Annotated in this window: 12 protein-coding genes; 3 read left to right on the forward strand and 9 right to left on the reverse strand. The window is 61.0% G+C overall.

Going from position 1 to position 13,058, the window contains the following annotated elements:
• Nucleotides 1-267: 267 nt before the first annotated feature.
• The 4 genes from Enr13x_RS05475 to Enr13x_RS05490 all read right to left on the reverse strand — a co-directional run bounded on the left by Enr13x_RS05475 (nt 268) and on the right by Enr13x_RS05490 (nt 3,397).
• A complete protein-coding gene (locus Enr13x_RS05475; protein WP_145392132.1) occupies nt 268-936 on the reverse strand; it encodes an ABC transporter ATP-binding protein in 669 nt (222 codons plus the stop codon).
• Nucleotides 937-1,027: 91 nt separating this feature from the next.
• Nucleotides 1,028-1,948, reverse strand: coding sequence for a prenyltransferase/squalene oxidase repeat-containing protein (locus Enr13x_RS05480; RefSeq protein ID WP_145385070.1), 921 nt, complete (start codon nt 1,946-1,948; stop codon nt 1,028-1,030).
• The gene (locus Enr13x_RS05485; protein WP_145385071.1) at nt 1,949-2,542 is read right to left on the reverse strand and encodes a thioredoxin family protein; all 594 of its coding nucleotides are present in this window, start codon (nt 2,540-2,542) and stop codon (nt 1,949-1,951) included.
• A gap of 39 nt (nt 2,543-2,581) precedes the next feature.
• The gene (locus Enr13x_RS05490; RefSeq protein ID WP_145385072.1) at nt 2,582-3,397 is read right to left on the reverse strand and encodes an enoyl-ACP reductase FabI; all 816 of its coding nucleotides are present in this window, start codon (nt 3,395-3,397) and stop codon (nt 2,582-2,584) included.
• A 195-nt stretch (nt 3,398-3,592) separates the two neighbouring features.
• Here Enr13x_RS05490 and Enr13x_RS05495 point away from each other — a divergent pair, with 195 nt between their 5' ends.
• Entirely contained in the window at nt 3,593-5,641 is a 2,049-nt protein-coding gene (locus Enr13x_RS05495; protein WP_145385073.1) for a sigma-54-dependent Fis family transcriptional regulator, read from the forward strand.
• A gap of 205 nt (nt 5,642-5,846) precedes the next feature.
• Here the strand turns inward: Enr13x_RS05495 and Enr13x_RS05500 are convergent, their stop codons facing one another.
• The 4 genes from Enr13x_RS05500 to fae form a co-directional block, all read right to left on the reverse strand.
• Complete coding sequence (locus Enr13x_RS05500) at nt 5,847-6,296, reverse strand: hypothetical protein (protein ID WP_145385075.1); 450 nt, start codon at nt 6,294-6,296, stop codon at nt 5,847-5,849.
• A gap of 393 nt (nt 6,297-6,689) precedes the next feature.
• Nucleotides 6,690-7,295, reverse strand: a complete 606-nt coding sequence (rdgB, locus tag Enr13x_RS05505; protein WP_145385077.1) for an RdgB/HAM1 family non-canonical purine NTP pyrophosphatase — start codon at nt 7,293-7,295, stop codon at nt 6,690-6,692.
• A gap of 145 nt (nt 7,296-7,440) precedes the next feature.
• On the reverse strand, nt 7,441-8,328 hold the full coding sequence (locus tag Enr13x_RS05510; RefSeq protein ID WP_145385078.1) for an NADP-dependent methylenetetrahydromethanopterin/methylenetetrahydrofolate dehydrogenase: 888 nt from the start codon (nt 8,326-8,328) through the stop codon (nt 7,441-7,443).
• Between the two features lie 298 nt (nt 8,329-8,626).
• Nucleotides 8,627-9,127 (reverse strand): formaldehyde-activating enzyme, encoded by a 501-nt coding sequence (fae, locus tag Enr13x_RS05515; protein WP_145385080.1) that lies wholly within the window; start codon nt 9,125-9,127, stop codon nt 8,627-8,629.
• Nucleotides 9,128-9,264: 137 nt separating this feature from the next.
• Between fae and Enr13x_RS05520 the strand changes: the two genes are divergently transcribed.
• Nucleotides 9,265-10,440 carry an ATP-grasp domain-containing protein gene (locus Enr13x_RS05520; protein WP_145385081.1) on the forward strand — a complete coding sequence of 392 codons (1,176 nt, stop codon included), beginning with the start codon at nt 9,265-9,267 and terminating at the stop codon, nt 10,438-10,440.
• Between the two features lie 2 nt (nt 10,441-10,442).
• Entirely contained in the window at nt 10,443-11,183 is a 741-nt protein-coding gene (locus tag Enr13x_RS05525) for a PIG-L family deacetylase (protein WP_145385082.1), read from the forward strand.
• Between the two features lie 359 nt (nt 11,184-11,542).
• Here the strand turns inward: Enr13x_RS05525 and lpdA are convergent, their stop codons facing one another.
• Nucleotides 11,543-12,934 carry a dihydrolipoyl dehydrogenase gene (lpdA, locus tag Enr13x_RS05530; protein ID WP_145385084.1) on the reverse strand — a complete coding sequence of 464 codons (1,392 nt, stop codon included), beginning with the start codon at nt 12,932-12,934 and terminating at the stop codon, nt 11,543-11,545.
• Between the last annotated feature and the right edge of the window lie 124 nt (nt 12,935-13,058).

The raw sequence follows: 13,058 nt of genomic DNA on the forward strand, positions 1-13,058 counted from the left end.
GGAAGAAGACAGCAGGCGATAATGATACGGGGCAGAATGATTGGGAGGACCCGTTCATGGCTGTCGCCACCGCCCGCGAGCCGAATCCGTTCAGTGCGGCGGTCGATGCATCCGAGGCGTCTTCGGTTCACACCAGCGTTACACGCAGGGGGCAATGATCGTCCAATGGAACCAATAGGACGCAGGGGACGTATGGGTCCCATCGAGCGGGGCGAAAAAGGTGTCCGACACCTTTTTGGTAAGATGGGTGATTTGGCTGGCCGGGCTTTAGCCCGCGACCAGGCGGCCGTCGACCAGTTCTTGACGCTGGTCCATTGCTGCGGCCAGCGCGCCGCTGTGGGTCACGCAGATCAGGATCGCGTCGTTTTCTTTTTGCAGGGTTTGCAGGACGGCGGTGACCGATTCGGCGGTGCGTCGATCCAGGTTTCCGGTCGGTTCATCGGCCAGCACCAGTGCGGGACGCATCAACAAGGCCCGCGCGATGGCGACACGTTCGCGTTCGCCGCCGGATAGTTCGCTGGGCAGATGACCGGTCCGTTGACTCAGTCCCACCGCTTGCAGCAACTCCGTCGCCCGCGCGATATGATCGGCGGAGGCTCGGCCGACGGCAAGCGAAGGCACCAAGACGTTTTCGATCACCGACAGTTGTGGCAGCAGATGGTGGTCTTGAAAGATGAATCCGACGCGTTGGTTTCGCCAGTGCGCCAGTTGCGTGTCGTCGAGCACGAAGGGGTCTTCGCCGTCCAGTTTTACCGAGCCGTCATCGGGGCGATCGAGCGTTCCGAGAATCTGCAGCAGCGTGCTCTTGCCGCTACCGCTGGGGCCGACGATCGCCATCGATTGACCGCCGGCCAGTTCCAACGAGACGTCGCGAAGGACGTCGAGGGGCTCACCGGCGGTTGGAAACGACTTGGAAACGTTTTCGACAGAAAGGATCGTCATGGTGATGAAATGGGAGGACTGGAACGGAGGTCGATCGGGTAGCAGTTTAGCAGTTGTCGCCCTTTCGTTTCATGAGCAGCGACGATCAGACCGTCAGCGCCAGGGTGGCCAGACCGTAGAACGTGTATTCGACATCGGCGATGTGATCGAGTGCAAACCCGGTGAAGCCTCCGCCGTCGGCCTGCATCGATTCGGCGTATCGTCGCACCGCCGCGACGTCGACCGCATCGGCGGCTTCCAGGTCGACCAAGGTGATCATGCCCGTGCAACTGCTGAGCAGGTCGGCGAACGGGATCCGCGTGTTGGCCGTCAAGCCGCCTTCATCGGATTGCATCTCCGCCAGAAAGTCGAGGGTGGTTCCACGGTCGACCCGATCGATCGCTCCGAGTGTTTTCAGCGTACCGATCGCCGCCGCGGTGGGGTTCACGCCGGCGCGTTTGGCGGCGCGGATTTCCAGGTATCCGCCGTCGGGGTGCGCCTGCGAATCCAAAAAATCCAAGACACGTTCGGGGTGCCGCGGTTGTCGCCCCATCAGCTCCAGACAGAGTGTCGAGAGGAACGTTTGGTAGGTGCTTCCGGCGCGACCTTCGGGGCTCTTGGCGAATCCTCCGTCGTCGGTTCGCAGCGATTCCAACAGACCCGCGACGTTATCGATCCAGCCGCTGTCGTCATCGCCGATGACCTCGGCACCGACGGCCATTTCACAGATCGCGGCAGCGAAAATCAGCGAGATCAAATCGACGATGCTCTCGCGATGATTCAGTCGGCTGCGCAAAAAATCGGCCGCCGAGCGACCGATCTCGGGCGTCAGGGCGTCCAGGATCCAGAGTCCGCGCAAAGCAAACGCGGTGTAGTACGGATCGCTGCCGCCTTCGCGTCCGGCGAACCCTCCGTCGCCGCGCTGCTGGGCGGTCAGCCAAGCCGCATGCGTTTGCCGGACGGGTTCATCCAACCGCGTGGCTCCGGCGGCCAACCGAAGCGTCAGGTCCTGTAGATAAGACAGCACTCAGCTGACACCGGCGGCGTTGAAGTAGTCGGGCTCGTTGCCGGGCTTCCACTTGATGTTGCAACCCAGCGACGCGCGCTGCTGGGAGCTTGGGGCATCGCCGGCGAGCACGGCGTCGAGTGCGGCCCGCAGGTCTTCGCCCGTGACCGGAATCTCATTGCCGGGACGTGAGGCATCCAACTGGCCCCGGTAGACCAGTTTTTGATCGGCGTCGAACAGATAGAAATCCGGTGTGCAGGCGGCGGCGTAAGCTTGGGCGACGCTTTGGTCGGCATCATGCAAATACGCAAACGCATAGCCCCGATCGGCTTTCTCTTTGGACATCGCTGCGGGCGAGTCGTCCGGGTACTTGTCGGCGTCGTTGCTGCTGATCGCGACGACGGCGACGTCCCGGGCCATGTAATCGTCGCTGAGCGATTTCAGCTGGTCGGCGACGTGTTTGACGTAGGGACAGTGATTGCACATGAAGATCACCAACAGTGCTTTCTTGCCCGCCAAATCCGACAGGCTGACGGTGCCGCCGTCACATTCGGGAAGCGAAAAATCGGGTGCCTGGGTGCCCAGGGGCAACATGGTGCTTGCGGTACGGACCATGGAATCTCTTGGGGTCGAATGGGGAGAGGATGTTGGGATTTACGACTTGAGGTCATCGAGCAGGCGTCCGGGGCTGCCCATCGCGTTGTAGCCGCCGTCGACGTGCAGGATTTCTCCGGTGATGCCTTGGCTCAGATCACTCAGCAGGAACGCGCCGGTGCGGCCGACTTCCTGGTGGGTGATGTTTCGCCCCAGCGGCGCCATTTTGTCGTACAGCTTGAGCATCTCTTCGACGCCGGCGGCGCGACCGGCCAGGGTCCGCACGGGGCCGGCCGAGAGTGCGTTGACGCGGATGTCCGACGGGCCCAGGTCGTAGGCGGCGTAGCGGACCGCGGCCTCCAGGGCGGCTTTGCAGATCCCCATCACGTTGTAGCCGGGGACGCATTTCTCGCCGCCAAAGTAGGTCATCGCTGCGATCGCGCCGCCCGGATTCATGATCGGTTTGGCGGCGTTGGCACAGGCCAGCAAGGTGTACACGCTGACATCCATAGCCAGGGCAAACCCGGCACGGCTGGTTTCGATGGTGTCGCGGCCGAGGTCCTGGCGGTCGGCAAATGCGATCGAATGGAGGACAAAGTCGATTTTCCCAAATTCTTCTGTCGTCTGTTCGAATACGCTGCGGATGTCGTCGTCCTTCTGCGCATCCATGGGTAGAAGAAACGCTGCATTTTCGTACTTGTCGGTCAGCTGGGAGACGCGTCGTCGATTTCGTTGACGTTCGTCGTCCGGGCGGTCCGGCAGGTGTGTGAATCCGCACATGCCGCCGGCGTTCATGATTTCTTGAGCGATCGCCCAAGCAATCGAATTTTCGTTGGCGACCCCTAAAATAAGCCCCTTCTTACCCTGAAATTGCATCTCGATTCGTATTCCTAATGAAAAGGGAAAAGTCACGCGTCACCATCGCACGCATTTTGCCGCGGGGTGGACAGGATAGCGTGAAGTAGGCGACTTCGTCTATTTGCCAACGGCGGTCCGGCGGCACTTGTCCCGATGAAATGCTTCCTGGTCTGCCCATCGACCGTCCAACATCAACGGCGAAACTTGGACTTTATGACAAATCACTCCTCTTCCACTCGTACTCACGAACCGATCCATCCGCTCGACGAGATCGCGTTCGCGACCGAAATCGGCCGGGCTTTGCGTGCTCAGATCAGTCATCCCGCATTGGTCCGGCAGCTTTTCCCGCGATTCATTGCATTGCTGGGGCTGGATGCCGCCGGTCTGGTGACCCAGCAAAAGGGCCGTTGGCATGTCGGCGCCTGGGCCGATTCGTCCGGCGACACGTCGAATCGGCCGGTTCCGGCCGATCTGCCGATCGATCTGATCAGCGATGCCATCGACCACGGGGGGGGCCGCACCGATGGCCGCTGGTGGGCGGTGCCCTGCCAGATCGATGTCAACGATGGCGGTGCGATTGTTTCTTCCCCGATGGTCGGCTGCCTGGTTTTTGAGTCGGAAAACGAATCGATCGATCCCGATCGGGTGGACCGGCTGTCGCAGCTATTGGTCACGGCGATCACGCAGACCGAGCTCGATGCACGTCACCGCCATCGAATCGCACAGTTGACCAGCGTGCTGGAGGCCGCCGCCCAGTGGCAGCAGACCCAGTTGCAGGAGTCCAGTGACGAGAACACGTTGCTGCGGCAGATCGCCGACACGGCGACGGATTTGATCGGTTGCGAACGCGCCAGCATTTTTTTGTGGGACAAGCGACGCAAGAAACTGATCGGGCGACCCGCCTTGGGCATCGACGATCGACCGTTGATCGTGCCGGACAACGCCGGCATCGTGGGTGAGGTGTTGGCGACCAAAGAGCCTCAAATTTGGAACGCCAGCAGCGACGACGAGGCGCGCGTCAACCGCGACATCGATCGGTCACTGGAATTTCGCACGCGGTCGTTGGTTGCTGTGCCGCTCAGCGGCCCGCGCGGTGAAACGATCGGCGTGTTCGAAGCGATCAACCATCTGGAAAACCACTTCGACAATTCCGACGTGTTGTTGTTGTCCGATTTGGCGACCCATGCGGCGGTGGCGATACAAGCCCAGCGGGCGCAAAAGTCGTTGACCGAATCACGCGACCGTCTCGTTCGCGACGCCGCGCGAAGCACGCCGCTGGTCGGCGCGCACCCCGCCGTCGTCGCGGTTCGCGAGAGCGGCACCAAGGTGGCCAAGACCGATTTGACGGTCATGATTCTGGGCAGCAACGGAACCGGAAAAGAAGTCGTCGCGCGGCACATCCATTACGAAAGTGATCGCAAGAATGGTCCTTTCATCGCCGTCAACTGTGCGGCGTTGGTGGAGTCCTTGTTGGAGAGCGAATTGTTCGGGCACGAGCGGGGTTCGTTCACCGATGCCAACGCAACGCGTGTCGGTAAATTTGAACTCGCCAGTGGCGGCACGCTGTTCTTGGATGAAGTCGGTGACATGAGTCCCGGCGGTCAGGCCAAGCTGTTGCGGGTGTTGGAACAACGGGAAGTCGTTCGGGTCGGCGGCAGCGTGCCGATTCCCGTCGACGTCCGCGTGATCGCGGCAACCAATCAACCGCTGGATCAATTGATTGCCGAAAAGCGTTTTCGAGAAGACTTGTTTTTCCGGCTGAACGTGGTGTCGTTGACGCTGCCGGATTTGGCCAATCGTGGACGTGACGTGTTGTTGTTGGCCGACCATTTTCTGAATCATTTTTGTTACCAGATCGGTCGCAAAGTTCCCTCGTTGTCGGATTCCGCGCAAACCGCGCTCTTGTCGCATCATTGGCCCGGCAACGTCCGCGAGCTTCGCAACACGATCGAACGGGTGTGTTATCTTTCGACCGGAGACATGATTCACGCTCCCGATTTGGAACTCCGTCAGCCGCCGATGTCGACGTCGAAAGTGCACGACCGGAATCAACCGACCTATCGCATTGATCTGCCCACGTCACTGGCCGAGTCGACGCGTCTGTTTCAGATCGATCATATCCGTCAGGCGATCGACCGCTGCGGCGGCAACATGACCGAGGCGGCATCGAAACTTGATCTGCATCGATCGAACCTGTATCGAAAGATGAAGCAATTGGGCATGCGAACCGGTGAAGAGGACGGCGAAGCGGTCGCGGAGTGATCAAATCAAAAAAACTGTCGCCCGCGTACGGGCGACAGTGACGATGGGATGCTGGCGGATCGATGGGAGCATCACCTTTAGACGCAACCCAGCCCGGCGCAAACGCCGTCTCCCCCAGAGGGCGAGAATCGAAATCGGTTGCCAAATCCTGCAGGAAAAGAATCGACGGCCCAATCAGTGTGGTTCGCGTCGGGGCGCGAGCGGGTTAACGGCGGAAACGACCGAACAGTCCGCGTCGTCGCGCGGTGTATCGCGGGGTGCAGTACGTCGTTCCTTGCGAATAGCCGTACTGGGGTCGTGCATTGTAGGATCGGTATCCTGAGTTGTAGCCCGGCGTATTAATCGTGTTTCGGTTTGAGTAAACACCGTTGTTGTATCGGTACGTCCCCTGGTCGTAACGATCGAACACACCGCCTCCGTCAATGATGCCGCCCCCGTCGATGATTCCGGCGCCTGGGGTTGCATCCATGATGCCGCCACCATCGATGATTCCGCCGCCGTCAATCACTCCGCTTTTCGGACGCGCATCGAGTACGCCGCCGCCGTCGATGACGCCACCTCCGTCAATGATGCCGGGGCCTTGTGCGTTGCCCGTGGCACTGAAAGAGGCGAGGACCAAACCTGCGGATGCTGCATAGAGGGCCAGTTTCTTCATGATGATCTCCTAGTGGTTTCTTTGATGAAACATCGAAACGATTTCGATGCGTCTGACACCGGTCGATGTTGCACAAGCGATGCCAAAGACGCGTTGTTACCGATCAGGTGGTTTGGTCGGATTTGGGAAACGGGGCGAAAGCCCCAGAGAAATACAGCCGATGACGCAGCGATTTCCGGGAGGATCGGGCCGTTTGACCAGCACCGAACGCGCGATCGAAAAATCTGGTGAGGCGTGATCAACGACCGGCGACGTGGCCGGATTCGTTCCGGATTGGTTCCGAATTGGTCGTTCAGGCGCCACGCGAATGCGGCGGATTGCTAGCAGTCCATCGAGACGAAGAGCACCGCGTGCGGGGGCGGTTGATACGGCAGCGGGGCGGGGGCGTTGGCGCTAGGGTTGGCTGATCAGGCGGCGGAGCCCGGGCAGGAACTGACGCAGCGCGCGGGAGCGATGGCTGAGCGCCCGTTTGACGGTCAGGTCCAGTTCGGCGAACGTCTTGTGGTACTCGCGGATTTCGAACAGCGGGTCATACCCGAAGCCGCCGCTTCCCGACGGTTCGGTTCGGATCACTCCGCCACAGACGCCGCCGGCGGTGATTCGCACGTTGCCCTCGGGATCGGACAAGCAGACTTCACAGTGGTAGCGTGCGGTCCGCTTTTCCATCGGGACATCTGCCAATTCGCTCAACAGTTTTGCGTTGTTGGCTTCGTCGTCACCGTGGCGGCCGGCGTACCTGGCCGAGTAAACGCCGGGGGCACCGCGAAGTGCATCGACGGCCAACCCGCTGTCTTCGGCCAGCACCCAGCGGCCCAGGTGTTTGGCTTGTTCGGTCGCTTTGAGGGCGGCGTTTTCGGAGAACGTTTCGCCGGTTTCTTCGACGTCGATCGAATCAGGAATCTCAGCGAGCGAGTGCAAGCTGTAGTGTTCGGCCGGCAGCATCAGCCGCAACTCGATCAGCTTATTGGCGTTGTTGGTACCGAGGACAAGATCAAACATCACAATAACTTCATGACAAAAGTGGCGTAAGCTTCCAGCTTGCGATCCCATGAAGCGCAAGCTTCATTCGCGTAATCACATGAAGCGCAAGCTTCATTTGTGTAATCCCGTGAAACGCAAGCTGGAAGCTTACGCCACGGTAGCGTTACGACTTTTCGACGGCTTTGGCGAGCGCGTAGATTTCGTCGGCGTTGAGCACTTTGTCGTTCGATTCGAACAACGATTGAATCGCCGCGCGGTGCGTCTTCATCTTCAGTCCGCCGACGCCGATCGCCCCATAGCCGACCGCGGCGGAGTCTTCGCTGATCGGTTTGGCTTTGTCCATCACCGCGATGCCACCCAGGCCTGCCGGGGGCACGGCATTGAGGTCGATGGCCACCGCCAGATTTTTCGCCGCGATCAGATCGGATTTTTCGGCCAGTTGGATGCCGGCGGCGCCGCAGGCGATCACGATCCTGGCGGGGGCGAGGATGCTGCTGACTTGATCGGGTGATCGCGATTCGGCGGCCGACAATCGATCGGCGATCTTTTCATCGGCGTCGCGGGCGACTTGGTCGCAAGCGTCTTGGGCGCGCGCCAATGATCGGCTGGTCAGCGTGACCGATGCGCCGTCGCTGGCCAGTAACCGTGCGACACGTTGGCCCACCGGCCCGGTCCCGCCGAGGACCACGGCATGTGCTCCGGCCAATTCCAGGTGTCGTGCGGCGGCGACGACGGCGGCCGCGGCGGTCGTGTTGCAACCGTTGGCGTCCATCATCACCGAGACGCGAACGGGTCCGAAAAAGGCATCCGTCACGCATTGGAGCAGCGTTTCGGCGAGCGCGACATCGCTGCCACCGAGAAAGATGGCGGTGTGCTTGAGATCGTCGCCGCCACGGGTGAACATCGCACCGTGGACGAGTGGTTCGATCGAGGTCGCTTGGACGCCCGCGTAAGGGACCAAGTGATCGACGCCGGAATCAACGGCGACGACCGCGTCGAACGAGCTGGCTTGGGGGTCACAATCGAACTGAAACAGAATGCGTTTCGGCATGCGTTGCCCGGGGGTTGGGGAGGGTCGGCGATGCGAGGTCGCGTTGCGCGACCGTTCAGGAAGACGTCACTTTCTCGGCAGAGGTCGTGCGGTTCTTCAGTCGTTGAAAGGAAATGAATATCGCCACTCTCTCCCTGGGAGAGTCGAACGCAGCGAGCAGAGGGTTCTCTTTGCTGCTTGGGACACGACTCTGGCAGGTGAAGTAAAACTCGCGATTCACCGTTCGACCTCCCCTCGCTTCGCTCGACCCTCCTGCCAGGAGGGTTGCGAAGGAGTCTCTTCAGTTCCGCGTCGTGCTTTAGAAGTTGCCCTTGAAGGGGTGCGCGGCGGAATCTTTTTGCGCGATCATTTCTTGGGCCGAAGGTTTGCCGCCCATCGCGTTGGCCAGCGATTGCTTGACCGCTTCGTAGTTGTAGTTGTAGATCTTTTCGTCGTCGTCGGCTTCGGGGTGAATGAACACACCGCAGACACAGACCAAGTCTTCGGCTTGATCGGCGGGGATGACGCCTTCGGCGACCGAGTCGGCGACGGCTTTGGCGACGGCGGCTTGGGCAGGGCCAAACATTTGCACGACCTGCTTGAAGCCTTTCAACGTGACCTTGGTGATCATCACGGTCGACGGTTTGACGGCCACGTTGGGAGCCAGCACGGCCAACAGGTTCGTGTGACCTTCGCTTTGCGTGGACAGGGCGTTGGCGAATGCGGTGCCGACCGGACCGTCTTTGCTGCCGATCATCAAATCGATGTGTGCGACTTCGTTGCCATCGCCCACCAGGGCCTCACCAATGTAAAACTTCATTTCAGTGACCTGTTCAAAAGAAAGTTTGGTTCGAAGACCGGTGGGGAAACACATGTCCGTTGCCCCGCATGACGCTCCGGCAATCGGATCGCGGAGCGCCTGGGGTGGGTCTGGAGTCGGGGAAAAGCTAACAAACCATGACGCCGATGCAAACACCCGGTCAAATTCAAAATTCCCAGCCGCCCCGGCCGTCCGGTCGCGGTCGATCGCGGCGCGGTCCGATGGTGCTGGTGGGCGCTTCGGTCCGGGCGGCGGCGGAATCGGCCCGAATGGCCGGTTTTTCGCCAATCGCCGTGGACCACTACGGCGACCGCGAAACGCTGGCGGCGGCTCTGCGCTGGTATCGACTGGACGATTTTCTGGATTCCGGGCAACCGCGACCGCTCGATTGCACCGTCCCCGAACCGGCGCCGATTGCAATTGTCGGCGGGCTTCAGGGCGGTTACGGCTGGATCGGTCCGACCCGGCTGCCGTTTTTTGGGGCCTCGCCCGAGCAGTTTTTGACCTGTGACCGCCCCGAATTTTTGAGCGACTTGGCCGCCCGCGCGGCCGTGCGGTTCCCGGAAACACGCTGCAGCGGCGCCGCGATCCGCGGCTGGCTGGTCAAGCGTCGTGGCAGTTCCGGCGGTCTGGGCGTGTCCTACAGCGCGGGGGTGGGGGACATTCCCGAGAACACGATTTTGCAGCGGCCCGTCCGCGGCCGAATTTGCGGGGCAAGTTTTTTCGGCCTGGGAGATCGGGCGATCCTGTTGGGGGTGTGCCGGCTGTTGAAAAAACGAATCGGGCCGCATCCGTTCGTGTTCGCCGGGGCGGTCGGTCCGATCCCGTTGAACGCCGCGCTCGTTGAATCGCTCCGTCGACTCGGCAACGCGCTCTGTTGTGTCTCGCCGCTGCTGGGGCCCTTCAACATCGACGTGGTGCTGCATCACGATGCCGTCACGCTGTTGGAAGTCAATCCGCGTTGGAGCGCTTCGATGGAACTGGTCGAGCGGGCGTGGGGCGCGGCATGGGACGAACCGTGTTCGATGTTCGACGGATCGGCGGATTGGATTCGTCGTCTGGAACAGGTGCCGCCGGGTCGCGCCGACGCTCGGCCGTGGAACCACGCGTTTGTCAAACGCGTGTTGTTTGCGCGGTCCGATCGTAGGGTGGTCGCGGCCGACTTTGATCGGCAGGGCGGCGGTGCCGCCCACTGGGTGTGGAAAGACGTTCCCCAGCGGCCGACCGATGTCAGGCGTCACGAGCCGTTGGCGACGCTGATCGCGCCACTGCAACGCATGTCGCTTCGACAAGCATTTCGCGTTATGGTTTGATCATGAACGAACCGCAGACCGGCACGAGCCCCGAACCCTTGGATGTGATCGCCGTCGGATCGCATCCCGACGACGTCGAGGTCGCCTGTGGTGGAACGTTGGCCAAGTTGGCCGCAGCCGGGCATCGTGTCGGGATCGTCGATTTGACCGATGGAGAGCCGACGCCGTACAGCGACGGTCCGGAAGCGCGGATGCGGGAGGCCGATGCGGCAGCGGAAGTGTTGGGTGCGGTCGCTCGGATTCAATTGGACCTGCCCAATCGTCGGTTGTTTGATTGCTTCGAGCATCGGATCGAATTGGCCAAAGTCTTTCGTCGCTATCGGCCGCGCATCGTGATCGGTTTTGGCGACAAGACGCCGATGGCATCGCCGGATCATTTTCAAACGATGCTGATCACCGATGCCGCCGTCTTCTACAGTCGGCTGACCAAATGGGACGATTACTTTGACGGGTTGCCGGTCCACAAGATCCAGCGCCAGCTTTACTTTCGGCTGGCGATTGAGCCGATGACGTTGGCGGGTAATCCGTTTCACATCCTGGTCGACATCGGCGAGACGCTGGAACAGAAGATCGCTTCGATGCAGTGTTATCACAGTCAGTTCGCGCACAAGCACGCGATGGACGAGCGGATTCGGGCCGCGGCGGTGATGACCGGTTCGATCGCCGGTATCGCGGCGGCGGAAGCCTTCGCCGCGGCGCGGCCGTTTGCCGCCAAGGATCTGATCAGCGCCGTGGGGCTGTAGCGGCCCGGGCGCTGCGTTACGCCGTGAACGATTTTTTAGCGGCAGGGCGCGAGCCCTCCGGTGTTTGGGCAATGATGCGGAACCGGAGGGCTCGCGCCCTGCCGCTAACACCTTGTAAAACACAGGAAAGAAATCGTTCACGGCGTAGGACGCTGCGGGAGACGGCGATTCTTTTATTGCAGGATTTGGCAACCGATTTAGTTTCTCTCCCTCTGGGAGAGACGGCGTTTGCGCAGCAAGCAAACGCCAGAGAGGGCCGGCGGCTTGCGAAAGTCTTGACGACTTCCGCTACGATCAATTCCGCCACTTATACAATCGATATCTCGAGCGGCGAGTGGAGAACACCTGAAGGCGGTCGGTCAGGCCGTGTGGATGGCGCGTTTGTCGACGGCCAGTGCCGCTTCGTGCATCGCTTCGGCCAAGGTCGGGTGGGCGTGGCAGGTTCGCGCGATGTCTTCGCTGCTGGCGCCGTACTCCATCGCCGCGGCGGCTTCGGCGATCATGTCGCCGGCTCGGGCGCCGATGATGTGGACGCCCAGGACGCGGTCGGTTTTGGCATCGGCCAGGATTTTGACGCGGCCGTCGGGTTCGCCCAGGGTTCGGGCGCGGCCGTTGGCGCCGAAGGGGCAGACGCCCTTGTTGTAGGCGACGCCGGCTTCCTTGAGTTCGTCTTCCATCTTTCCGACGCTGGCGATCTCGGGATGCGTGTACACGATCGCGGGGATGACATCGTAGTTTAGATGGGTCTGCATGCCGGCCATCCGTTCGACGCACACGACCGCTTCTTCCATCGCTTTGTGGGCCAGCATCGCGCCGCCGATGCAGTCGCCGGTGGCGAACACGTTTTCGACGGAGGTTTCGAAGTTCTCGTTGACGGGGATGAAACCGTGGCGGTCGGTTTCCAGTCCGATCGATTCCAGGCCGATCGAATCGGTCGCCGGGCGTCTGCCGGTGGCCAGCAACACGCGATCGCAGGTGATCGGGTCGCCGTCTTTGACTTCGACGACGCACTTGTCGCCCTTGACACTTGCCGATTGAACGAAGGTCTTCAGTTGGAACTTGAAGCCTTGTTTCTTGAAGGTCCGCAGCGCGATGTTTGCCAGTTCCGCATCGATGCCGGGGAAGATCCGATCAAAGGCTTCCAGCACGGTGACTTGGCTGCCGAGTCGATTCCAGACGCTGCCGAGTTCCATGCCGATGTAACCGCCGCCGATGACGACCAGGTGTTCGGGGACTTCGGGAAAGCTGAGTGCGGTGGTGCTGTTGCCGATGCGGTCGCCGTCTTCTTCGACGCCTCGCAGTGTGGCCGGGACGCTACCGGGGCACAGCAGGATCCGGTCGGCTTCGATCACGACCGGTTCGTCGCCCTGGACCACGATCGAATTGAGATCGCGCAGTTTGCCGCGTCCGTGGTAGGGCGTCACTTTCTGTTTTTTGAACAGCATGTCGATCCCGCCGGTCAGTGTGTCGACGATCTTCGTTTTGCGATTCATCATCGCGGCGAGATCGAGATCGAGCGAGCCGATTTTCAGTCCGTGGTCTTGGAAGCGGTGCTTGGCCTCTTCGTACAAATGGCTCGATTCCAGCAACGCTTTACTGGGGATGCAACCGACGCGCACGCAGGTCCCGCCGAATTGAGCATTTTCATCGATGCACGCGGTGTCAAATCCCAGCTGTGCGGCGCGAATGGCGGCGACGTAACCGGCCGGGCCACCACCGAGGACAACTAATTCGTGTCGGACCGTCTTCATGAGTTTGCGTTGTAAAAGGGGGGCTTGCGGAGATTTGCCAAAAGGGGCTGACCAAAACTTGCAGTGCACTGCCACTTGCAGTGCACTACCATAGGCGGCCGAGGATTCTTGGTAAATCACGGGG

The sequence above is a fragment of the Stieleria neptunia genome (genome assembly GCF_007754155.1).
GTDB classification, from domain to species: Bacteria; Planctomycetota; Planctomycetia; order Pirellulales; family Pirellulaceae; genus Stieleria; species Stieleria neptunia.

Bases quoted from the DNA above. Each gene is read 5' to 3' on its own strand.
- Enr13x_RS05525 (WP_145385082.1), top strand. From the start codon at position 10,443: ATGAACGAACCGCAGACCGGCACGAGCCCCGAACCCTTGGATGTGATC.
- Enr13x_RS05490 (WP_145385072.1), bottom strand. From the start codon at position 3,397: ATGCAATTTCAGGGTAAGAAGGGGCTTATTTTAGGGGTCGCCAACGAA.
- Enr13x_RS05500 (WP_145385075.1), bottom strand. From the start codon at position 6,296: ATGAAGAAACTGGCCCTCTATGCAGCATCCGCAGGTTTGGTCCTCGCC.
- fae (WP_145385080.1), bottom strand. From the start codon at position 9,127: ATGAAGTTTTACATTGGTGAGGCCCTGGTGGGCGATGGCAACGAAGTC.
- Enr13x_RS05495 (WP_145385073.1), top strand. From the start codon at position 3,593: ATGACAAATCACTCCTCTTCCACTCGTACTCACGAACCGATCCATCCG.
- Enr13x_RS05485 (WP_145385071.1), bottom strand. From the start codon at position 2,542: ATGGTCCGTACCGCAAGCACCATGTTGCCCCTGGGCACCCAGGCACCC.
- rdgB (WP_145385077.1), bottom strand. From the start codon at position 7,295: ATGTTTGATCTTGTCCTCGGTACCAACAACGCCAATAAGCTGATCGAG.
- lpdA (WP_145385084.1), bottom strand. From the start codon at position 12,934: ATGAAGACGGTCCGACACGAATTAGTTGTCCTCGGTGGTGGCCCGGCC.
- Enr13x_RS05510 (WP_145385078.1), bottom strand. From the start codon at position 8,328: ATGCCGAAACGCATTCTGTTTCAGTTCGATTGTGACCCCCAAGCCAGC.
- Enr13x_RS05520 (WP_145385081.1), top strand. From the start codon at position 9,265: ATGACGCCGATGCAAACACCCGGTCAAATTCAAAATTCCCAGCCGCCC.